The organism is Microbulbifer mixtoriginis (SeqCode) (assembly GCF_052466765.1).
The window spans coordinates 318,892-341,975 of sequence record NZ_CP174289.1 but is presented as its reverse complement, the minus strand read 5'-3'; the positions used below and the strand labels follow the sequence as shown (position 1 = coordinate 341,975).

Genomic DNA, 23,084 nt, shown 5'->3' with positions numbered 1-23,084 from the left:
TAAAAAATTTTAATTTCTTATTTTAAATTGGTGTGCTGTTTTCTGTTGTCCCCGTTATTTAGTTTCTTGTTGCTTGTTTGGGTGATGCAGGATTTGCAGGTTAAAAAATATGACTGCTTGGTGGTTGTGAGTCGTGATTTATTTGAGTGAGGCTGTATAAAAATTTGAACTTTTCTTGCATATTTTGATACCTGATTGTTATAACTTTTTTCTTTTTTATTACGTTGATTTGGTTTTTTTTATCTTAAACATCATTTTAATGAAACTGCATCCCGATTTTTGTTGACCGGAAAGTCAAAATAAATTTTAGGTCAGGTTTTTGGTTTGTTTAAAAAATATGCGGCTATTATACTCCGCGCTCCCTCGGGAGCAGTGTATTTAAAGGGGTGTGCTGTGATCTGAGGATGCTTATTTTTAAGAAGTTTGATTTAAAAAATAATACTTCTAAAGCATATTTATAAGGTATAAGTTTCCATTTTTGCCTTGATAGATTGAATCCCCGTTGATGTCTTTGTAGAGATATTTATGCGTATTTCGTTGTTTTTTCTGTTGGCTTTTTGTGCCGCTTTCTCTTCTACAGTAGTTGCAGCTACGGGGATTCAAAAAAATGGATATACCATTTATCAGGGCGATATCAACGACGATGGCCGTGAAGACTTATACTTTGAGTATAATCGTCCATTAGTTCTTTTACATGGAGATATTGTTACCCCTCTGGTAATGCCGCAGTTACCTAATTTTGTCTTGTACTTAAACAAGGACAAGGAAAGTTATGAAGATCCGTTAGAGACGACTCTTACCGATTTGGAAGTTGCCAATCTTAAAAAATTAGAAAAAAACCTTTCCTTATTTGGCGATTTTAATGGTGACGGTGCAACAGATTTGCTCCTTCTTGCCTCTATGCCTCTGATTATTCATGCACAGGGAAATGGCTTGCCAGCGCTTATTCAAACTCTCTCCACCGATAACAGTGATGACTCAATAGCTTATGCGGCAGCAATCCTCGCCAGTGTAGGTGTCGACTCTGTTGTGATACAGGATAAGAATGAAGATGGTAGAGAAGACATCACTGCGGGAGATTATGTTTTTCATGCCGATGAATCTGGCGCTTTTGGTGAGTATTCCACTCCAGCCAATATTCAATCGCCCAATATGGCTGGGGCTTCTGGTGGGCAATTCCGAGTCAATGAATCCGGCGCGGCAACCTACTCCTTTCCAATCGCAACAGCTGCAGGTACAGCAGGAGTTGTACCAGAAATTTCTCTGAACTATAGCAGTAGTGGTGGCAACGGCCTGGTTGGTAAAGGTTGGGCAATTGGTGGCCTTTCTGGAATTTCTCGTTGTCGCCAGACATTATCAATTGACGGTAGTGTTGGGCCTATTAACTGGACCGAATCTGATCGATTCTGCTTAGATGGTCAGCGTCTAATACAAGTTGGTGGCTCTCAATATGGCGCAGTTGGTGCGGTATATAAAACTGAGATGGATTCTTTTGCCACAGTCACATCAATAGGTGGCAGCCTTGGTAAGCCGTCTTATTTTAAAGTGGAACGTAAAGATGGATCGGTCAGTTACTACGGGAATAGTAGTGATTCCAAGCAACTTGCAGGGAGCAATGTGCTCACTTGGGCACAGAATCGCTTTGAGGATAATGTTGGTAATCCAATCGAGTTTTTGTATGAGGGTGATTCGGAGTCAGGGCACCGAGTTCGGTCTATCCGCTATGCCTATGGTTCGGGCTCCTATGAAGCGGAAGTAAGATTTTTCTATGAAGACCGCCCAGAGCACCTTCGGGGCTATACCGCAGGCTATGAACTTAAAACCACTCAGCGCCTGGAAAAAATCACCTCCAGCTCTAATGGTAAAGTAATTCGTGAGTACAATCTGGGGTATAACCCAGTTCTGCCCTTCATTCCCAAGGAAAATTATAATGATCGAACTTCCTTGCTGACATCCATACAGGAGTGCGTAGGTTCTAGTTGCCTCCCTGCGATCAGCTTCGAATGGCTACAGGCGCCATGGCACCAATTTGGAGAGAAGTGGGAAGCTATCGATTTCTCGCCCACCAAGAACCGTTTCCTATCTGATTACAAGTACGCCGATTTTAACGGTGATGGTAAGCAGGATATCGTCTGGATCGAAGGGTACGATGATGATGGGAACGATACGGATATTCGCGTTAAATATGCGATTTCATATGGTTCAGTTTTTGTAAAGCAGGACTTTACCGGCGGCGTGTTTACTTCTGAGTACTTTACCGGCGCCAATGTTGGTGAAGACTTCGCAATCCGGGTATTGGATTTTAATGGTGACGGCCGCCATGATCTGGCCATATATGACCCACGCTCCAATTATGGTGGTCTCCCTGCGAGAACTTGGCTTGTTTATCTAAGTCGTTACGATACCGCGAGTAAGCGCTGGAAATTAGATTCCAGGCCAATTACTACCCAAAGAACCAATAAAGATGTCATTTTTGCCGACTTTAACGGTGATGGCCTGGCAGATTATATTTCTATTAGCTACAGCAGCAGTTCTGGAGCGAAAGTTGTTGTACGCCTTTTAGAGTCAGCAGGGAGAGAGGTGTCAATTAAAAATTACTATAAATTCAGTGATGAATACACCAGTTACCCGTTGAATATTTCTGGCGCTGCCAGTATGAAGTCCAGCGGACGTCTGCCCGATACCCTGGGCGATTTTAATGGTGATGGCGCTATGGATATCCTGGTGGCCACCTCTGCTGGATTCGAAGCCGCCGTATTCGATCAAGAAGCGAAGGAATTCCGCTCTATCGGTGTACTCTCGACGACGAATACTTCAAAAAGCCCTATTGCAATAGATATTAATGGCGACGGTCTCACGGATATTGCCTACCCTGGGAATTCCGGTAGCTTTTATAGCATGCTCAGCACTGGCACAGGCTTTAAGGATCTGGGATACCTTGGAAGTAGCAGGGGCTCCTTTGTAGACCTGAATAATGATGGTTATCAGGATTTCGTCTGGCCGGTTTCTTCCCCTTGGAATGATGTGAACGTTCGCTACTTTGATCAAAATGCCGGCGAATTTATTGACTCTTCCGATAGCAGACCTTTTGATCACCTCTCTGATTGCTCGGGCAGTGCTACCTATTGTGGCACTATAGCTTCTAATGACATGGTATGGTTTGCGGACACGAATGGCGATGGAGAAGCCGATTATCACCGTTATGATGCTTCTAGTGGTATCGTTTACACTCGCCTGGATAATACCCGCGACTCTCAATATAAGAATATTCCGCGCAATGTAATTAATAAGATAGATAATGGCCTTGGTAATATTACCAATATTACTTATCAGAACATGCGCTACGACGAGCTTTACACTCGTTTGGATGTGGCAACGGAAGGCAGCATTGATGCTTTCTATACCGCACTGAATGGCGATTGGGATTTACCTGCGGATAGTCACACCTTAGGTAAAGATAAGCCGGTATTGGATATTCTGAGCCCTATGTACCTGGTTGCTAAGGTGGAAAGTTCTGCCCCTGCCGCCGCTGCCGCACCGGGTTCTGTTAACCAGTCTGCCCTCAGTTCGGTTTCCTACCACTACCATCAGATGAAACTCCAGGCCGCTGGGCGGGGTATGCTGGGTTTCCAGAAAATCAGCACTACCGATAACCAAACTGGCGTAGTGACGGAAACTACCTACCGCCAGGACTTCCCATTTGTGGGCAGGCCGCTAAAGACCGAAACCCGCACTGCCGAAGGGCAATTGCTAAGCCGGGCGAGCAACAATTGGCGTCTACAGGGCTGGAATGGTAGCGGAAAACCACTGCCGCCTTATCAACCTTTTATTTATCAAGCGGTGGAAGAAACTTTTGACCTGAAGGATGCCGGTAGCACCCAGGGGGAACTGCTGCAAAGCGTTACCACCACAAACAGCTACGATGCCTATGGCAATGCGCTCAGTATCGACGTTGTCACAAAAGACGGCATCTCCGGCGATCAGTTTGTTAAGAAAACGGAAAATACCTATGGCAGCAGTGTCTGGGAAAAAGAAAAGGGCCGCCTAACTGCAACAAAAGTGACCAGTACTCGCCCGGGTATGCCCAGCCATATCCGCGAGTCAGCCTTTACTTATTATGCATCGGGCGTGCTCAACGGCCTTTTAAAAACCGAGGTTATTGAGCCTAATAAGCCAGAATACAAGCAGACTACCGCTTATGAATATGACAATTTTGGCAACGTTAATAAGAAGACGGTAGCTGCTCCCGGCGAAGCCGCTCGTAGTGCAAGAACGGTGTATGACCTTTCCGGCCGCTATGTGTTTGAAAGCTACAATGCCCTCGATCACCTAACCGAAAGGGTGGTTTCCCGAAATCACTTTGGCGCACCGCTGGAAGTGAAGGGGATGAATGGGCTGGAAACCGGGTTTGCCTACGATAAGTTCGGCCGTGAAACCATCAGTCAGAGTAATACCGGCGCGGATAAACTGACGGACTATGAGCGCTGTGTTATCGCCTGTCCGGCCGGTGCACAATATATGGTGACCACTCATAGCAGTACCGGTAGCTGGAGTAGGGAATACTTCGACACACTGGGGCGTTCTATAAGAACTGAAACCAAGGGCTTCAACAGTAAAATCTATACCGATAAAGAATACGATAATCTGGGCCGCGTGAAGTTTGCCAGTGAGCCTTACTTCTCTGGTGATACCCGCCAATGGTCCAAAATGGAGTATGACCTGCTCGGCCGCCCAAGCCGTGTCACTGCGCCAGATGGCTCAGTGTCCAGCATCACCTATAGCGGCCTTAAGACCATCACCACCAATGATAAAGGCCAGCAAAAAACTGAGATCAAAAATGTGGCTGGTGAGTTGGTAGAAGTCATTGATGCGATTGATGGCCGCCTCACCTACGAATATGACAGCCAGGGCAATTTGCATAAAGCCAAATCCTGGGGCAAGGCGAATACTGCCGGTGCACATATCGACGAAGGCGATGGTCTTAGTTATCCCATTGTGGTCACAATCGAATATGACGATCTGGGCCGTAAAGTCCGTATGGACGATCCCGATAAGGGAGAGTGGCACTACGAATATACCGGCTTTGGTGAGTTGAAAAAGCAAACCAATGCGAATGGCCACACCGTAGAGTTAACCTACGACCAATTGGGCAGGCAGTCCACGCGTATTGAAAAGTCTAAAGGCTCTAGTGCCCCCTCTAGCGATGTCTCCTGGTTCTATGACAGTGCCGCCAATGGTTTGGGCCAGGTGGAGATGGTCATGGACAGCGTCTCTGGCTATCAGGTGGTGTACGAATATGACCAGGTAGGCCGAAATCATATCCAGGCGGTGGACTTTGATGGGGCTGGTACACAACCCTCTTATGTCACCACCACGGTATTTGATGGCCATGGTCGTGTCGAATACAGCTACGATGCGCTCGATAGCATGCTCGATGGTGGCAAATCAGGGACTCAGAATTTCTACAATACCTATGGATATCTCTACAAGGTAGTAGATCTGGCCACCGGAGACCTGATTCAGGAAGTGAAAGCCCAGACTGCTCGCGGCCAACTGAAAGAGCAGCTATTGGGTAACGGCGCAACGTCTAATTTTACTTACGAAGCTGCCAGCGGCCGCCTAACAAAGCAGACCTCTACGGTATTGGGAACCTTTGGTATCCAAGATATCAGCTACCAGTGGGATACCCTCGGCAATCTCACCAGCCGTCACAACCAGAGTGGAAGCAAGGATCTTCGAGAGAGCTTCTGCTATGACAAGCTCAACCGTTTGATTAAAACCCACATAGGTAGCAGCAACGTCAACTGTAGTGGCCTCAGCGTCTCCGAACAGGATATCCGTTATAACGCTATCGGCAATATCACTTTTAAAGCCGGCGTAGGGGAGTATGTCTATGGTGAAAATGGTGCTGGCCCCCATGCGGTAACAACCGCCGGAGGCGTTAGCTATAGATATGACCTCAACGGCAATATGACTTCCGATGGCTTTGATGGTGGCCGTACTATTAACTACACCACCTTCGATAAAGCCTCCCTGATTAAAAAGGGAAATAACACCACTGAGTTCCTCTATGGCCCCAGCCATAGCCGCTACTACCGCAAGGACACCAATAGTAGTAACGGGGAAGTGACAGAGACCTGGTATATCGGCGGTATCGAGCGTATCCAGAAGTCCAGTAAGCCCAATGAGATCGATTGGAAGCGTCACTTGGTGGGCACGGCAGTCTATACCGTTAAAACCGATAAGGACTATAAGCTCCTCTCTACCGATAAGCTGTTCCTCTACAAGGACCACCTGGGCTCAATGGACCTGATTACCGATAAAACCGGTAAGGTAGTGCAGGAAATGTCCTTCGATGCCTGGGGGCAGCGTCGCAATAGCGCCAACTGGAATGCGTTATCCCTGACTGCGCTATCGAACTTCGATCACAGCCGTACCACCCGTGGTTACACAGGCCATGAAATGCTGGATGAGGTGGGGCTGATTCATATGAATGGCCGTATCTACGATCCGCGTTTGGGGCGCTTTATGCAGGCGGACCCGTTTATCCAGGCGGCTGCCGATACGCAGATGTATAACCGCTATAGCTATGTGCGAAATAACCCGCTGAATGCAACTGATCCAAGTGGTTATTTTAGTCTTCGTAAGTTACTTAGTCCGATGCAAATGGTTTTCAAAGCCATTGGGCCTCAGTGGAGTGGCGTTTTGAATGCAGTGGGCTCTATGGCTTGTGGTCCTTACGCGCCTCTTTGTGCTGCAGCAGGCGCATATGATATGACAATGGCCTTTGGCGGCTCTTATGCGGACGGGTTTAAAAATGCAGTAATCGCTGGGGTATCGACGTATGCCTTTGGTAAGATTGGAACTGGTTTAGAGTCAAATGCTATTACATTTGGAGAAGCAATTTTTTATGCCGGATTGGTTGGAGGAGCGTCAAGCTATTTACAAGGAGGTAAGTTTGGACATGGGTTTGTCTCTGCTGGATTTACTGTAGCAGCCTCTCCACTAGTCGGTACAATCAATAGTGATATTGGTAGGGTAGCTATTAGCACTGTCATTGGTGGCACGGCTTCCAAGTTAACAGGTGGAAAGTTTGCAAATGGAGCGGCTACTGCAGCGTTTTCGACAATAGTTAAAGTGGGAATACACGCAGCACGAAAACCAACCCAACAGGAAATTATTTACGCGAAGATAGCCAAAGGTGTTTATAAACCTGATTTTGAGGGAGCCGGTGGTTACCAGATAGTCAAACCTTTCACTGAGGACAACGGGTTACAAGCGGCGCTTTTTGTTAATGAAGCCGGCCATCATGTATTGGCTTTTGCTGGCACTAGCCCAACATCCTGGGCGAACTGGAAAGCCAATTTTAAGCAGGCTTATGGCTATGGGAGTACTCAACATGACTCAGGAATCGAGCTGGCTCTTAAGTACTTTGAAAGCACTAAGGGCAATATTCATTTCACGGGCCACTCTCTTGGTGGTGGTATAGCGGCTGCTTCAGCAATTTGGACAGGTGGCAGTGCCACCGTCTTCAATGCAGCAGGAGTACATATTAATAGCTTGGGCAGTTATGTTCCATCGCGTGGATCTGTGACTTATTTCTACAGTTCATTTGACGTATTGCGTTTGGGGAATGCACTGACTCCCGCCGAAGTGCCTGGTGAGCAGGTTTCTCTGGGAGCAGCTGGTTTACATGGCATGGATGGAGTTTGTGAGGCAATGGGATGTTGATATTAGGTACACTAAAAATGAAAAGAAGTTTTTATTTCTTAATCATAAGTTTTGCGTTGGGACTTTCCGGCTGCAAGGCTGAAGAAATCGAATATGACGCCATGAATAAATCCGAAGAGGCTTTTAATAAACATCAGCAAAAAGAGCTTGTAATCTTGATGCCGCTAGAAACAATGTTTCCAGATCGTCAGGTGAGAGCCTTGGCCAAGGCAGCTGGGAAAGGTAAAGTCAAGCAAGTTGATGAATTGCTTGCAAAAGGTGTTGATGTCAACGCACGAGGTAAGAAGAATACGACTCCATTGTTTTGGGCATTGCGCAATAGTAACTTAAATGGTTTTATAAAGTTGCTTGACGCGGGTGCTGATCCAAATATCCTGTTTGCCGGTGGCTCCGTGATGCATTGGGCAGCGAAGCACGAGAATGCCGACTATCTGAAGGCCGCCTTGCAATATGGAGGCGACCCCAACTTGGTAGCTGGTCAATTCAGTGAAACTCCCTTGTTTGAAACCATTGGCCTTATAGGAAATGACCGTAAGGAGAATCGACAGATTCTGCTGAAGTCGGGGGCTAATATTAATGCTAGGACAATTGATGAATCTTCATATCTTCCTATCGGTGGTCAGACCCCTGTGATGAAAGCTGCTGGGCTGGGGAGGTTTGATATTGTTTATGAGCTATTAGAAGCTGGCGCCGATTATAAAATTAAGAATGACAGTGGTCGTGATTTGGCGAGTCGAGTGGCACAAAATGTGGGGGCTTTCGTCTCTGGTAGCTCGCAGGAGAGGGATCTGCAGAAAGTTATCGCTTGGTTGTCTGAGCGAGGAGTGAATATTTCTCAGTAGCTAATTTTAATAATTGGGGTAGTGTAAATTGTTAGCTCCACATGCTCCTTTGCAAAAGTCATAGCGCTGGATTCATAATTTCGGTACAGCTTAACTCTCGGGAATACCTGTCCGGTTTGGTTGCATATGGAGTGAGCTGTTATCTAGGATACTGCAAATGATTTTATTATTTTAATAATGGTGTAAGGTGTTAATACTGAGCAGGCTTAAGAAGCATTTAATTTCAGGGGTATTTTTTTAAGTGTTTCGGCGGTCGCCTATGAAGGTCCATTTGTTTCTGATGGCTCTCCTTGGTCTAGGCTGGCATCTAACGGAACTTTTGCAATTTACCCTGCGCCTACTGCCGCTAGCCGTCTTTACGATAAAGTCAGTGTTGTCAATACAGAGGACCCGGAGATGAAGGGTATGGTGATGTCTTTAGTGCTTGCTGTATGAAGCTCTGGCAGGGTGGAGAACGTTTGAGTGGGGAACTTATATCAGCATATTGTAGCGATATAAGTAGGTGTTTATCGTAATTGAATTTTCACCTAAAAATAAAATGGATTTTTGCATGTGAGCCTCAGGCTATTGATGGGGTGCGCAGGTGAAAGTTGATTGGTTTATTGTTTGGTGTTTCTGAGGTTGGTATGAAAAAATCATCCATTTTATTGTTTCTTCTTATTCTCTCGGCAAAGTCGTTTGCTGTGACTAATGTGGGCCTGGTTGATAGAATTTACCCCAGTGGTGAATCTGTAAAGTTCCGGTTAAAAGAAGATTCGTGTAATGGCTCTCTTAATGAGTACTATGAATTTACACTCGATTCTGAAGTCAAAAAAGCATGGTTCTCTATATTGTTGTCAGCGGCAGCTACAGGTGCAGAGGTTGCAGTGAGGGTTGAGGTTTGTGAAGGTAATAGAAAGCCAATAGATTATCTTTATCAGAATTTCTAACCTCTTGAATTTTCAAGTGAATTTTGTGATTTTTTATCGGCTAAAGTTTTAATGCTTGGTAATAAGGTTTTGAGGCTACTCTGGTAGCTTTTGGTAAGGTAGTAATCAGCATGTCAGGTCTTACCTGTTAGGTGCTGTAAGTATGGTTTGCGGAATTTTTTTATGAAAAAAATTATTTGTGTCTTTTTGTTGTCTTTTATTGCTCAGGCTTCTTTGGCGGATACTTCCACTCCGTTAATTACTATTAAAGCTATTGGTACTGGCTGGGGATCAAGTGACCTTTTTATTGAGTCCAATGAAAATGTCATTGTTGAAGATTGTTCAAATGTAAGGTTGAAGGTAAGTTCAACTAACCCCATGTTTAACCATATCCTCTCCATAGCACTCTCCGCTTACCATACTAAGTCGAAAGTAACTCTTAGGGTGAAAGGCTGTGATGGAACCGATATGAATGCAGTGGCGATCAAGATTACAGATTAATCCTTTAAGCTCTTAGGCTTATGAGTGTGGGCCAAATAGAATCCTGCGTGGTTAGGATTTGTTGTTGAGTCGAATGATAGTATCGGAAGTTTTTGTGAAAAAGTTTATTTGCGTTTTTTTGTTGTTTTTGATTTCTCAAGTTGCTATGGCGGATACAACTACGCCTCCAATTACCATTAAAAGTGTTGGGATAGGTTGGGGCTTGGCCGAGCTCTATATCGAGTCTAATGAAAATGTCATAGTGGAAGACTGTGCTTCTGCAAGATTAAAGGTCGGTGTAACTAACCCGATGTTTGATCACATTCTCTCCATAGCACTCTCCGCTTATCATACTAACTCGAAGGTGACTCTCAGGGTGAAAGGCTGTGATGGCAGCGATATGAATGCTGTCTCTATTAGAGTTTCCGAAGACGTTTAAGGTTTGCGGTAATGATAGATGCAAAGGCAGTGGTAAAGACTAGCTCTGTTGCCTGCTGCCTATAAGCTAGGTAAGTCAATGAATTCTAAATGACCTGATCAAGTTTATTAAGAATTTATAATGTGGTTTTCTCTATAAACGCTAGGCGTTACTCCACCCCAACGCTTAAAAGCTTTTCCAAACGCACTCTCATCCGTGTACCCAAGCGCTACAGCGATTTCCAGGTTGGTTTTTTCCCCCTCTCTTAACCACTGCTTTGCATAATAGCTGCGTACCTCATCCTGTAGTACACGGAAGCTAAGCTGTTCTTCTTGTAATTTTCGCGCTAGGTGCCTTGGGCTAAGGCAAAGGCGCTGTGCGACTTGCTCACGTGTTAAGTTTGGAGCTTGCTGCAGCAATAGGGTTACTTTCCGGTGCAGGGATTTCTTTGTAAGCGCCTGTAGGAGGGCTTCTGCCTTTGGCTTTAAGCAGGCCTCCACTTCTTTATCTGCGGCGATTAATGGCAGCGACAGATCTTTAGTGGGAAATTGGATTGCCGACACCTCTGCATTGAACTCTACGGGTATTTGTAACAGTGCCTGATAGCGTTGCTGCAGGGCAAGGCTAGGCGCAGGGTAAGCGAGTAGTAGTTTAAGGGGCTGAAACTTCCCGCCAGTTAAAATTCGGGTTTGCGCAATACAAGCAGCGAGCACCGTTTCTACCCGGATTTGCGCAAAATTCAGGAAGTTGGGGTGATAGCAGAGGTTTACCGAGAATGCATCGCGTCGCAGTTCAAAGTGCCCACCTTCGCCCAGCAGTGGGTGGTAACTAATCAATTGCTCTATCGCCTCTCCCAAATCTTTTTGCGTCATCAGCAGGTAACCCACTAGGCCGATTTGGTTGGCCTGCATGGCAAGCCCGAGCTTAATACCCAGTAGAGTGTCGGGGTAGCTATTGATTACCGACTCCCACAGCTGCTCCTGCAGATGAATAGAGATGCGTTCCTTCTGGTGTATTTGGGACAGGATTTTATTGGTTTCCCCCGGTATAGGGAGATCCATGCTGGCTAAAGCCTCTAGTAAAGCTTTGGTATAGCTCAGGTTAACGCTTCTGGTGTCGGTCAAATCCATTATGAATGTCCCAAAATAACCAGTACCTGCCCGATAATGACGATCCTTAGTGGGTTTGTCACGATATATTCCTTCTGACTGGGCTCTTAAACAAGTCAACAGGGAGGGGCAACTTCCGTGAAACCTTACGCCGTAATTGGTGCCGGTCCTATGGGGCTTTGCACTGTTCGAAATTTACTCAAGCATGGTATTCCCTGTATCGGCTTTGAGTTGCACGGTGATGTTGGTGGCTTATGGGATATTGATAACCCCACTAGTACTATGTATGAGTCGGCCCACCTTATTTCCTCCAAGAAAATGACTGAATTCGCTGAGTTTCCGATGGGGGAGAGTGTTGCTGACTACCCAAGCCATCGGGTGATGCGGGATTACTTCTGCTCCTATGCGAGAGAATTTGGCCTTTACGGCCATTACGAGTTCGACACAGAAGTTTTGAGGTGCGAGCGCAGTGGAGAAAACTGGCTGATTACCACTCGTAGAAAGTGGCAGGAAAGAACTCGGGAGTTTGGTGGATTACTCATTGCCAGCGGCACTTTGCATCACCCCAATCGGCCTGCACTTCCAGGCCAATTTAGCGGGGAGTTGTTACATTCTGCGCAATACCAATCCTCTGAAATCTTTGCTGGCAAAAGAGTCCTGTTGATTGGTTGTGGCAACAGTGGGGCGGATATTGCTGTAGACGCAGTCCATAAAGCGAAAAGCGTTGATATTAGCCTGCGCCGAGGCTATTACTTTCTGCCGAAGTACATAGCCGGTAAGCCTATCGATCAGCTGGGCGGCAAGCTTCGGTTGCCTCTCTTTGTTAAGCGGCGCCTTACAAAAGCGCTGGTCAAATTCTCTTTAGGCAGCCCATCTCAATATGGTTTGCCAGAGCCCAATTACCGACTCTTTGAATCCCACCCGGTAGTCAACTCCTTACTGCTGCATCATATTGGCCATGGCGATATCAACCCCAGGTCTGATATCAAATCGGTGCATGGGAATAAGGTGAAGTTCTCAGAGGGTGGATGTGGAGAATATGACCTGATCGTACAGGCCACCGGTTACAAGTTGCACTATCCGTTTATCGATAGCAGTGAACTGAACTGGAGTGGTTATGCACCGAGCCTGTATCTGAATGTATTTCATCCTGAATCCGATAACCTATTTATGATGGGTATGGTGGAGGCGGCTGGATTGGGATGGGAAGGGCGTAACAAGCAAGCAGAGCTTGTTGCCCTTTATATTCGCCAGTTAATTTCTGGTGCACCGTCTGCTAGTAGATTTAGGAAAATCATTCAGCAGAGATCAGCAAATCGTGTAAACGGCGGTATGCATTATCTGGACCTTGAGCGCATGGCGTATTACGTACATAAAGACGCCTATTTAAAGGCACTCAGAACGCACAAGGCAGATTTACAAAAAGACCTGCTGCCGCGAGAGGAGGTTTTTCATACAAATAGATCAGAAGCGATTTCCTGACAGGAGCCTCAGAATGAACAAGCGGGTTTTAATTACCGGGGCGGCGGGATATATCGGTCATCAGCTCGGGGAGCAATTGAGTAAGACTTTCCCTGTGATTGGGGTGGATATTCGAACTAGAGCCGCGAGTTTTCCCATTCTGGCGCGGGATATTTGTGATAAAGACCTTGGTCAGTTTATTCAGGCGGAATCTATAACCCATGTGATTCATCTAGCGTCGGTGATGGCGGCGGGCCGTGATCATGCTGCTGAATACCGTATAGATGTGGAAGGCACAAGGAATGTATTAGAGGCCTGTCTCTACGCTGGGGTTGAACATATCACTGTGACAAGTAGCGGCGCCGCCTATGGTTATTATCCGGATAATCCACCCAAACTCGAAGAACATCACCCCTTGAGGGGGAATCCTGAATTTGGCTACTCCAATAACAAGCGTAAAGTAGAGGAGTTGCTGGCTGAATACCGTGAGCGGTATCCGTATCTCAAACAGCTGGTTTTTCGTGTGTCTTCTGTGTTGGGTGCACAGACCAATAACAAAATCAGCGCACTCTTTAGCCGAAAAGTGCTTCTGGATCCCGGTGGGCACAATTCCCCCTTTGTTTTTATCTGGGACCAGGATGTGATCCGCGCACTCGCGCTTGGTGTGAGTACTGGGGCCAGTGGCATATTCAATCTAACCGGTGATGGCAGTCTTAGTCCCAGGAAAATAGCTCAGATTCTGTCCAAGCCACTGATAAGACCGCCAGTCTGGCTAATAAAAGCAGCTCTCTGGCTGGGTTACAGCCTCCACTTAACAGATACCCACCCAGACCATGTAGCCTTTTTGCAATACAGACCGGTACTGGATAACCGCCGCTTGAAAGAAGAGTTGGGCTTTATTCCGGAGAAGACTTCCAGAGAAGTCTTCCGCCTGTTTGCAGAAAAATCTCTCGGTATGGTAGCGCTCTCCAGTAAATCGCCCTTGCTTGTGGAGGATAGTTGAAATGGTCACAAGTCAGTCGGAAAATTTACAGAAGACTTTTGTGATTACTGGGGCAGCTGGAGGCTTGGGTTGGGCGATTACCCTGTGCCTTGCAAAAAAATATAGAGCTGAATTTGTTCTGGTCGATATTTCCACTGAAAAACTTCGCCAAAGAGAGACCCAGCTTAGGGATCTCGATGTTCGAGTCAGAATATATACCGTTGATCTATCAAATTATTTGGCCGTAGAGGAGCTGGTTGAATCCTTACGGAATGAGTACTCGAGAGTTGACCTGCTGGTAAACAATGCCGGCATTACACACCGAAGCCTCTCTACACAAACGTCCAGCGCGGTTAATCGTAAGGTGATGGCGGTGAATTACCATGCACCGGTAGAGCTTACTCAAGGTATGTTTGCGGAGCTAAAAGAGGCCTCTGGCTGTGTGGTAAATATCAGTTCAATGGCGGGATGGATGCCGGTATTGGGGCGCGCGGGCTATTGCGCAGCCAAGAGTGCATTGCACCAGTATTTCGAGGTATTCCGTGAGGAAGTTCGGAACGATGGAGTTAGTGTATTAATGGTTTACCCAAGTTTCCTGGCTACAACGATTGAGCAAAACGCTTTAGCTGGAGATGGTGGGCAGGCCAGGCACCAAAGGAGCACCGTGGGAACGGTGCGTAGCCCTGAGTGGATGGCCAATCAGATTATGATGGCATTGGAAAAGGGCAGGGAGCGTTGGTTTCCGAAAGATATAAGCCTGATTGGAGCCTACTTGTACAGGCTGGCCCCGATGACCTTTCTCAAACAATTAAGAAGGCGCTTTCGTATGGAGCTAGATACAACTCCCTAGTGGGAGCACTCTAGAACGCTGAGTGAACTTTAGTTTGAGAGGAAAATCTTTAAAATAGGCTATTTATAATACAGTTATTGAGTTATCTGCTTCATTCCTACCCTTAATTTCTATTTTTATAGACACGAGTTAGCTTTAGGTGCTACTATCCTGATAGCTGGTATAAACGCCCAGTTTTTATTTTAGTTCAACTCGTAGTTTTAGTCATAATCCTTCGTTCTGTCTCTTTATAAATTCTCAGTTTTTGCCCGCTCGACCAATAGGTCAACTATGATCAATTTATTTTCTCAGGATATTTATTATGTCTAACACAACGACTGGCACTGTTAAGTGGTTCGATGAAGCCAAAGGTTTTGGTTTCATCGCACAAAAATCCGGCCCCGATGTTTTTGCACACTTCAGCAATATTGCCAGCAGTGGCTTTAAAACATTGCAGGAAGGGCAAGCTGTAGAATTTACAGTTACCCAGGGTGCCAAGGGCCCTCAGGCAGAAAATATTATTTGCCTTTAATTTTTAAGTCTTATTGCTTTTTAGTAATGGCTTGTTTGTCGCCCTTACGAGTTTTGCTCGTAAGGGCGATATCGTATAAATTGTATATATAGTTTATTCTATTTCTTCAAGTAGCCAATCAAGAAATACGCTAACCTGCTTATTGTTTATATTTCGGCCTGGGATTACTGCGTAGTATGAAAGCCCTTCAGCCTTTTGCTTTATAGCTGCGCTTTTATACGGCACCAACCATTCGTTCTGTAAGGCATTCTGAATCAGCAGGGAACTGACTAAAGCAATCCCCTGGCTAGCCAGTGCGGCTTGTATAACGTGATGTTCCTGATCATATTGACGAATGGTAAGGTTTTTATTGAAGTTGCCAAGTAAGGATTTCCAACTGAATGGGGTTAAAGATTGGTTGATCCATTTGGTTTCTAATAGCTGCGCCTGCTCGAGGTCGGTTATGTTTGATAAGTAGTTCCGCGTAGCATACATACCCACTGATTCAGTAATAAGCTTTGTGGTATTTTTGGCTTTTGGATCAAATTCACCGTAGCGAATAGCTATATCAATGTGTCGGTCGCGCTCAATATCATCTATCTGTTCGCCGGTCGAAATGGATATCTCGATACCAGGATGCTTCTGATAAAAGCGTTCCAGGTGGGGAACCAGCCACAGAGCCGCAAAAGATGAAGTTGTACTGACAGAAATCACACGATTTGAGTTAGCGATTTCACCTATTGCTGCGGCAAGTTGCTGAAAAACTCGTGAAGTTGTTTCTGCGAGTAGCCTTCCTTCTTCTGTTAATTGTATTGCGCGGGTTTTACGCTCAAACAGCTGGCTGTCTAGCGTTTCTTCCAGGCTTTTTATCTGATGGGATACTGCTGTAGGAGTAATAAAGAGTTCCTCTGCAGCTTTCTTGAAGCTACCGAGCCTCGCAGCTGCATCAAAAACCTTTAAGGAATTGAGGGAGGGTAGGCTTGGATACATGGACTACTCTTCCTTATAGATGAAATTAATTCATCTATAAGGAAAGATATCTCATTTGTCAATAATGCTGATAGACTGCACTATCAATGGACCAGATGATTAGCTATTCGAGGTCTAGTAGATGAAAACCCTTCTTCATATTGAAGCCAGCGCCCAGATTTTTGGGGCTATTCAGGTACCGGAGGAGTATAGGGACATACCAAAACACTCCTCTATCTCCAAGGCCGTTGCCGCGACTTTTGTGAAGCGTTGGCTTGAACTAAGACCTAAAGATAAGCTCATCTATAGGGATGTTGGCCTAACTCCGCCAGGCTTTATTACCCAGGATTGGATTGCCTCTGTATTCACTCCGGAAGACCAGCGTAGTGAAGAGCAAAAATCGTTGGTTACATTATCGGATACTTTGATCAATGAACTCGACCAGGCGGATGTCATAGTAATGTCCTCCCCAATGTATAACTACGGTATGCCGGCGGCTTTAAAAGCTTGGTTCGACCAGGTGATACGCATCAACAAGACCTTCACCTTTGACTTGGCCCGTGGAGACTATCCGCTTGAGCCCATTATGTCGGGGAAGGTTCTGGTGCTAATTACTTCTGCCGGAGAGTTTGGCTTTGCAGAGGGGGGAATACGCGAGAACATGAATCACTTGGGTCCTCATATCAGGACACTGAGCCATTACCTGGGGGTCGATCAAGTCCATGAAATCAATGCGGAATTCCAGGAGTTTGCGGATGAACGGCATCGAAATTCGGTAAACCAGGCTTTATTGCAAAGTCAGTCATTGGCCGAAGAGCTTGCGACTAAACTCAAAAGCCAACTTACTCACTCTCATTCAACTCAGCCCAAAGCGCTCGCCCTAAGAAAGCAAAGTATTGCTCAAATGCAAGATTGATCTGCTGGCGCTGGTGTCCTATCGGGTAGAGGCCAAGCTTGGCCTCTTTACTGGCCTTTGAGCCCGCCACCAGAAAGTTGTTGCTGATACTGGAATCCTGGATAAAGGCCTCGAAGGCACGGGCACAAAGTTCAACTGGCTCACTGTAATAGATGGAACCGTTCGTCTTATCAGCCTTTACGGATGCAGTAACCAGATCGCTGGGATTGCTGCCTTCCTCGTCTAACATAATGGTTTTAAAGCATGCGAAAAGAAGATCATTTAGCGGGTGGGGTTCGGGAGTCGCACCGCGGAGCCAGGCGTCTGAGGCATACATACTTTGAGAAGTATCACTGAATGCCTTCTGGGCAAGGTAGTGATCCAGCGCGTGGAACCATTCGTGGGCGATAGATCCGGGTCCGGCGTTTTTAGCTAGTGAAAAGCTACCTGCAGAAGGGTCATAAAAAGCCGACATGCCTGGCCGACCGCCGATTCCATATTGAAAAGACAAGCTGCCTCTTAGGGATATAAGTGCTTCTGGCCCCTTGAGGATGGCCATTAAATCAACAAGGGCATCGTAAAATAGGCCCGCAGCTCGATCTCGCTCTTTATCGGTTACCCAGCGCCCAACTGCTATAGATCTGAAGCCAAAGCGCCTTCTGACATCGGCAAAAGAGACCAGTGAATTATCCCGCCGGCTGGGGCCTTGGCGATAGAACTGTCGGGACAACACCATAGTGGATTAGGGCAGGGGTCTATTGGGGAAGTTTGGATATTAATACAGCCTCTGTTCCATCAACAAGGCAGCGAGTGATGCTTGTCAGGTCAGGCCAATTCAGCAAGCGCCCGCCAAACTTGTTAGCCCTATGAAATAAACTTCAGAGTTTGGTCAAGCGCTTGCTCGGTATTGCAGCGCTGCACCTCTAAATGATGAACACCGCATTTGCGAAGCTTCTCCTGAATTTGAGCTAGCTCCTCATCGCTGGTGAGGCGAGGATGCCTGGTAAGGCGTACTTGCATTGCTGTTCCCGCCTCGACTAGTAGCTCTACACATTGCCAGGGTGCTGTACCGCTACCATCTACCCCGGTAATGGCAGGGTAATTTTCCGGCAACGCCTTTATATCTAGCCCAATCCAGTCCAAACTGGGGATCAAGCGACTCAGTTTCCGAGGGTAGATCCCGGCAGTATGTAAACCTATCTTAAACCCCAGGCTTCGGGCTTGGGCAATGGCTGCTTCCAGTGCCCCCTGGGCAGTTGGCTCTCCGCCAGAAAATACCACCGCATCCAGCAGTCCTTGCCGGCTGGCGAGGAACCCCAATATCTGGTCCCAGTCGTAGGCACTGGGCGCGCGGGCCGGCAACAGATCACCATTATGGCAGTAGCGGCAACGCCAGGGGCACCCCTGGCAAAAGACCACCGCGGCCAATTCACCAGGGAAGTCGATAGCGGTAAATGGTGTAAAACCGCCAATGCGCAGCTTTTCAGCCATGGTTATTTGTCACTACCAGCAACAAAAAAGCGGCGCTCCTTGTGTTCCGATTGTTTGCCTGGATTCCAGAAGGAAACTGGGCGGTGATAGCCCATCACCCGGCTCCAGACTTCACAGCGGGTGCGCTCTTCATTTTTGAGTGGTGAGGTTGGTTTATTCATGATGTCTCTCCTTGGTGGTTGGTTTTAATCGCTGCAGCAAGATTGCTCACGAGCGAGCAGAGCCTCATCGCAGCGGGGACAGAATTCGTGTTCGCCGCTCAGGTAACCGTGTACTGGGCATATAGAAAAGCTGGGAGTTACTGTGATATAGGGCAGCCGATAATTTTTCAGGGCGCGCTGTAATAAGCGGCGGCAGCTATCGGCATCTGGCAGTTGTTCGCCCAGGTATAGGTGCAGCACAGTGCCACCCGTATAACGGGATTGTAGGGATTCCTGCCGGGCCAACGCTTCGAAAGGATCATCGGTAAAGCCGACTGGCAGCTGGGTTGAGTTGGTATAGTAAGGTGCTTCCGTGCTGCCAGCCTGAATAATGTCCTCATAGCGCTTTTGGTCTTCGCGGGCAAAACGGTAAGTAGTCCCCTCAGCCGGTGTGGCTTCGAGATTATAGAGGTGGCCGGTTTGTTCCTGGAACTGTGTCATTCGCAAACGAATATGATCGAGCAATTGCTCGGCAAGTTTTTTACCGGGCTCTGTGACGATACTTTCACGGTCTTCACTAAAGTTTCGCAGCATTTCATTAATGCCGTTAACGCCAATGGTGGAGAAGTGGTTACGCAGAGTGCCAAGATAACGACGCGTGTAGGGAAACAGGCCGGCATCCATATGCCGCTGAATCACTTTACGTTTCACTTCCAGAGAGTCCCGTGCAAGTAGCAGTAGTTTATCTAACTGGGCGAGCAGGAGGTCCCAGTCCCCCTTATACAAATAGCCCAGACGTGCACAGTTGATCGTTACTACACCGAGAGAGCCGGTCTGTTCCGCGGAGCCAAATAGTCCATTGCCACGTTTAAGCAGCTCTCGCAGGTCCAGCTGTAGGCGACAGCACATGGAGCGCACCATGTTTGGACTGAGGTCTGAGTTAATAAAGTTTTGGAAGTAGGGCAGTCCATAGCGGGCAGTCATGGCAAATAGCCGCTCGGCATTTTCGCTATCCCAGGGAAAGTCCTCACTGATATTGTAAGTTGGAATTGGGAAAGTGAAGACTCTGCCGCGCGCGTCCCCTTTACTCATCACCTCAATATAGGCGCGGTTAATCAGGTCCATTTCCATCTGCAGGTCACCATAAGTGAATGGCATTTCTTTGCCGGCAATCACCGGCACCTGGTCTTGCAAGTCTTGAGGGCAAACCCAATCGAAAGTGAGGTTGGTAAAGGGAGTCTGGGTGCCCCAGCGGGATGGCACGTTCAGGTTAAAAATCAGCTCTTGCATGCACTGGCGCACACTGGCGTAATCCAGCTGATCCTTGCGTACAAAGGGTGCGAGATAAGTATCGAAGGAGCTAAATGCCTGGGCTCCAGCCCATTCGTTTTGCAATGTGCCAAGAAAGTTAACGATCTGCCCAACTGCACTGGTCAAGTGGGCGGGCGGTGCAGACTCCACTTTGCCGGGAACCCCATTCAACCCCTCGTGCAGTAAGGTACGCAGTGACCAGCCTGCGCAATAGCCGGCTAACATATCCAGGTCATGGATGTGTAAATCGCCATCCCGGTGGGCTGCACCAATCTCCGGGGAATAGACATGATTTAGCCAGTAATTGGCAATCATTTTACCGGCACTATTTAAAATCAGGCCGCCGAGAGAGTAGCCCTGGTTGGCATTAGCAGCGACACGCCAGTCCGCCTGCTCCAGATATTCTTCGATGGAAGCCCCAACATCTACCAGTGTTTGGCGATCATTACGTATACGAGCATGTCGCTCCCGATAGGCGATGTAGGCCCGTGCTGTATCTATGTAATCGCAATTGATTAATATTTGCTCGGCGATATTTTGGATTTCCTCAATATCGACTGGTGTCGCTGCATCAAAGCGATGATTAATCACCTTCAAGATGCCCTGGGTTAGCCAATCAACTTCATCCTCACCAAATTCACCAGTTACTTGTCCTGCGCGTATCAACGCCGAGGTAATTCGTTGTGGGTCAAAGGCCACAGCGCGCCCATCCCGCTTTCGCACCAGAAAACTATTTAGGTTTTGAGTAGGAGATGCGTCACTGTCAATTTCTGGGGTAGAGGTGCTGGTCATGGGCTTTCCTTCACAGATTGTGCGGGAAGCTTATAAAAGAGCAAGGTAGAAGCACTTGATCTGGATCACTATATATAGTGCCTGCTGATAGCTTTTTGCACATTATATTGTATTAATTGGCTGGGGTGCCTAGCTGAAAAATATTAAGACAGTGGCAATATGGAAATGGGGGAAAGATGTGAAGACCACGAGCGGAGGTGTAACTAGCGCGTTTCGCTTACTATCTAGAATTGCCACTTCTGCAAACCCGACAATGGCTGGAACCTTTACAGCACCAAAAACCGGGGTGAGCTTAATAACCAAAGCTTGTGATTCAAGACATTTTGGGACACTCCACGGCAGATATGACCCTTATTTGCATAGATCCCTGGGAAAAACGTATCAAGGAAGCATTTAAGACTTCTTGTTTAGGATTGAAGCTGCCTGACTTTCATCAAGTACGGCGGTGAAAAGACGGCAAGGCAGGTTTCCACCTTTCCCCTGACGAAATTGGTTGATATTTTGTTTTTGTACGCCAATAAGGTTGGCCAGCTCCACATCAGTAGTGAGACCTAAACGATTTTTGATTTGATCAATTATTTCGTCAGGAGTAAGAATTTTTTTCAAAGCGGGTAAATAATATATTGACCATTGATGCGGTAAATAATATATTTACTATTAACTGGAAGCAAGGGCTTGGTACCCAGGAGAACAGGGAAGATGCCAGAGTTTATTCAGTATGGCCTACAAGAAAATGTACTAAAAACGTTAGTCGCATCTGGTCGAGTAATAGAATTCGAGTTAGAGGAAGTTAAACCGAAGAAGGCCTCCAAATCACGTTGTTTTCATCTATGGATAATAGATGCTTCCGATTCAAGTAGACTGGGCTATCTTCTTATGCTTATCGGGTTTGGAGCCAAGATTTCCCGAAGCGTTGACCGAGCAGTTGGATATGTCGAAGAGATAAGCCCAGGTAGTAGCAAATTAAAGGTAACTGGATTGATTAGATCTACTGAAGCTCAATCAAATTAAAGGGCATAGGAATATGAGGGCCAAGGTAATCACTGTGGAAACCTATTGGTAATGAGCTATACATTTTATTTGATCGCTATTCCAGCTGTTTTTTTTGCTTATTTTATTTTCTGGATGGTTTATTCTGTAATGAATAATACCATGGATGGGAAGTTGAAAAATATTGCAAATAAAATCGGTATAATGCCAGTTCAAGAGTTTTTTAACGGTATTGAAGAGAGATATATTTCGACAAAAGGGCAGCTTTTATCGCTAAGAAAAATAAATAAAACCGTTCTATCTAATCACGATGGAGGCTTTTTTAACCATTGCTATTATAACCTTGAGCACAAGGTTATATTCTATATTGATGGAGAAAAATATATATGTGAAAGGTCTGTGTTTAGCATGATTAACAATAAAGATGAAGGTCGTGCTGATCGGGCGCTTGCTATAGTTGGCGGCTCTAAAAAAGTCAAAGTTTATTATAATCCTGATAACGTTAAAGAGTCCTATGTAACTTTCAATGATATAAAGGATTGGTCTGCGATTTAATTCAGATAAAATCATTTGTAATTTTTGAGTTTTACAGTCGCTTAGAGATTAATAGATTTATGTTGCGAAAAGAATATGACAGGCCGCATGAACGTGACACTTGGTGAGTTGTTGCTACATTATCAGGATATTCACCAATACGGTAAGAAGAAGTTTAGTATAGAAGTAACTCCAAACACAAGGAGGTATAGGAATATGGTTGTATAGGTACTTTTGTTTTTAGCTTCAGTTTTAAACGGACATAAAAGGATTTAAAAAAATGATCGAAGAAAACACCAGCCCTCAACCGCATTCGTTATACGCAGAAAAGTCTGTGCTGGGTGGCCTGTTGTTAGACCCTGGCTGTATCGATACGATTGCTGAGCAACTGGGTGAAGAGGACTTTTATAACGTCAGCCACCGTAAGATCTTCGCGGCAATACGCGAGCTGGGTGATGACGGACAAATCCTGAATATCGATACCCTCGCCGAGCGGCTAGACAGCCGCGACTTGCTCAGCCAAGTGGGTGGTCCCGCCTACCTAGAAGAGTTGACTGTGAATGCTCCATTAGCAACCAATATCGTTGCCTATGCCAAAACTGTGCGCGAGCGGTCAACCTTGCGTCAGATATTATCAGCTGCTGGTGAGATAAATCATTAGAGAGGTAATGGGAAGATGATATCAATAGTC

At 46.4% G+C, this 23,084-nt stretch carries 18 protein-coding genes and 1 pseudogene; 13 read left to right on the top strand and 6 right to left on the bottom strand.

Translation table 11 applies throughout. The features are described 5' to 3' along the window. Window positions 1-525 precede the first annotated feature (525 nt). From ACJJIV_RS01435 to ACJJIV_RS01415, 5 genes are all read left to right on the top strand, one after another. Complete coding sequence (locus tag ACJJIV_RS01435) at window positions 526-7,731, top strand: FG-GAP-like repeat-containing protein (protein ID WP_444890472.1); 7,206 nt, start codon at window positions 526-528, stop codon at window positions 7,729-7,731. Between the two features lie 17 nt (window positions 7,732-7,748). Then, complete coding sequence (locus ACJJIV_RS01430; RefSeq protein WP_444890471.1) at window positions 7,749-8,573, top strand: ankyrin repeat domain-containing protein; 825 nt, start codon at window positions 7,749-7,751, stop codon at window positions 8,571-8,573. A 626-nt stretch (window positions 8,574-9,199) separates the two neighbouring features. After that, complete coding sequence (locus ACJJIV_RS01425; RefSeq protein WP_444890470.1) at window positions 9,200-9,502, top strand: hypothetical protein; 303 nt, start codon at window positions 9,200-9,202, stop codon at window positions 9,500-9,502. 162 nt (window positions 9,503-9,664) lie between these two features. Further along, the gene (locus ACJJIV_RS01420) at window positions 9,665-9,982 is read left to right on the top strand and encodes a hypothetical protein (protein WP_444890469.1); all 318 of its coding nucleotides are present in this window, start codon (window positions 9,665-9,667) and stop codon (window positions 9,980-9,982) included. A gap of 94 nt (window positions 9,983-10,076) precedes the next feature. Next, complete coding sequence (locus tag ACJJIV_RS01415; RefSeq protein WP_444890468.1) at window positions 10,077-10,400, top strand: hypothetical protein; 324 nt, start codon at window positions 10,077-10,079, stop codon at window positions 10,398-10,400. A gap of 107 nt (window positions 10,401-10,507) precedes the next feature. Here the strand turns inward: ACJJIV_RS01415 and ACJJIV_RS01410 are convergent, their stop codons facing one another. After that, the gene (locus tag ACJJIV_RS01410) at window positions 10,508-11,509 is read right to left on the bottom strand and encodes an AraC family transcriptional regulator (protein ID WP_444890467.1); all 1,002 of its coding nucleotides are present in this window, start codon (window positions 11,507-11,509) and stop codon (window positions 10,508-10,510) included. A gap of 117 nt (window positions 11,510-11,626) precedes the next feature. Here ACJJIV_RS01410 and ACJJIV_RS01405 point away from each other — a divergent pair, with 117 nt between their 5' ends. The 4 genes from ACJJIV_RS01405 (at window position 11,627) to ACJJIV_RS01390 (ending at window position 15,292) form a co-directional block, all read left to right on the top strand. Further along, window positions 11,627-12,970, top strand: a complete 1,344-nt coding sequence (locus tag ACJJIV_RS01405; RefSeq protein WP_444890466.1) for a flavin-containing monooxygenase — start codon at window positions 11,627-11,629, stop codon at window positions 12,968-12,970. A gap of 13 nt (window positions 12,971-12,983) precedes the next feature. After that, window positions 12,984-13,952: an SDR family oxidoreductase gene (locus tag ACJJIV_RS01400; RefSeq protein WP_444890465.1), complete on the top strand. Its 969-nt coding sequence runs from the start codon at window positions 12,984-12,986 to the stop codon at window positions 13,950-13,952. Between the two features lies 1 nt (window position 13,953). Further along, window positions 13,954-14,781: an SDR family NAD(P)-dependent oxidoreductase gene (locus ACJJIV_RS01395; RefSeq protein ID WP_444890464.1), complete on the top strand. Its 828-nt coding sequence runs from the start codon at window positions 13,954-13,956 to the stop codon at window positions 14,779-14,781. A gap of 301 nt (window positions 14,782-15,082) precedes the next feature. After that, a complete protein-coding gene (locus ACJJIV_RS01390) occupies window positions 15,083-15,292 on the top strand; it encodes a cold-shock protein (protein ID WP_020412807.1) in 210 nt (69 codons plus the stop codon). 93 nt (window positions 15,293-15,385) lie between these two features. Here ACJJIV_RS01390 and ACJJIV_RS01385 read toward each other — a convergent pair whose 3' ends face one another. Next, window positions 15,386-16,261: a LysR substrate-binding domain-containing protein gene (locus tag ACJJIV_RS01385; protein WP_444890463.1), complete on the bottom strand. Its 876-nt coding sequence runs from the start codon at window positions 16,259-16,261 to the stop codon at window positions 15,386-15,388. A gap of 121 nt (window positions 16,262-16,382) precedes the next feature. Between ACJJIV_RS01385 and ACJJIV_RS01380 the strand changes: the two genes are divergently transcribed. After that, window positions 16,383-17,156, top strand: a complete 774-nt coding sequence (locus ACJJIV_RS01380) for an FMN-dependent NADH-azoreductase (protein ID WP_444890462.1) — start codon at window positions 16,383-16,385, stop codon at window positions 17,154-17,156. Here the strand turns inward: ACJJIV_RS01380 and ACJJIV_RS01375 are convergent. The 4 genes and pseudogenes from ACJJIV_RS01375 to ACJJIV_RS01360 all read right to left on the bottom strand — a co-directional run bounded on the left by ACJJIV_RS01375 (window position 17,083) and on the right by ACJJIV_RS01360 (window position 21,475). Further along, complete coding sequence (locus ACJJIV_RS01375; RefSeq protein WP_444890461.1) at window positions 17,083-17,871, bottom strand: CLCA_X family protein; 789 nt, start codon at window positions 17,869-17,871, stop codon at window positions 17,083-17,085. The genes ACJJIV_RS01380 and ACJJIV_RS01375 overlap by 74 nt on opposite strands. A 128-nt stretch (window positions 17,872-17,999) precedes the next feature. Then, window positions 18,000-18,626, bottom strand: coding sequence for an anaerobic ribonucleoside-triphosphate reductase activating protein (locus ACJJIV_RS01370; protein WP_444890460.1), 627 nt, complete (start codon window positions 18,624-18,626; stop codon window positions 18,000-18,002). A gap of 2 nt (window positions 18,627-18,628) precedes the next feature. Beyond that, a pseudogene (locus ACJJIV_RS01365) lies at window positions 18,629-20,869 on the bottom strand (ribonucleoside triphosphate reductase). A gap of 393 nt (window positions 20,870-21,262) precedes the next feature. After that, a complete protein-coding gene (locus ACJJIV_RS01360) occupies window positions 21,263-21,475 on the bottom strand; it encodes a hypothetical protein (RefSeq protein WP_444890459.1) in 213 nt (70 codons plus the stop codon). A gap of 93 nt (window positions 21,476-21,568) precedes the next feature. Between ACJJIV_RS01360 and ACJJIV_RS01355 the strand changes: the two genes are divergently transcribed. The 3 genes from ACJJIV_RS01355 to ACJJIV_RS01345 all read left to right on the top strand — a co-directional run bounded on the left by ACJJIV_RS01355 (window position 21,569) and on the right by ACJJIV_RS01345 (window position 23,054). Then, window positions 21,569-21,880 carry a hypothetical protein gene (locus ACJJIV_RS01355; protein ID WP_444890458.1) on the top strand — a complete coding sequence of 104 codons (312 nt, stop codon included), beginning with the start codon at window positions 21,569-21,571 and terminating at the stop codon, window positions 21,878-21,880. Between the two features lie 51 nt (window positions 21,881-21,931). Further along, window positions 21,932-22,414 (top strand): DUF3592 domain-containing protein, encoded by a 483-nt coding sequence (locus tag ACJJIV_RS01350; protein WP_444890457.1) that lies wholly within the window; start codon window positions 21,932-21,934, stop codon window positions 22,412-22,414. A 259-nt stretch (window positions 22,415-22,673) separates the two neighbouring features. After that, window positions 22,674-23,054, top strand: a complete 381-nt coding sequence (locus ACJJIV_RS01345; RefSeq protein WP_444890456.1) for a DnaB-like helicase N-terminal domain-containing protein — start codon at window positions 22,674-22,676, stop codon at window positions 23,052-23,054. The last annotated feature ends 30 nt before the right edge of the window (window positions 23,055-23,084 follow it).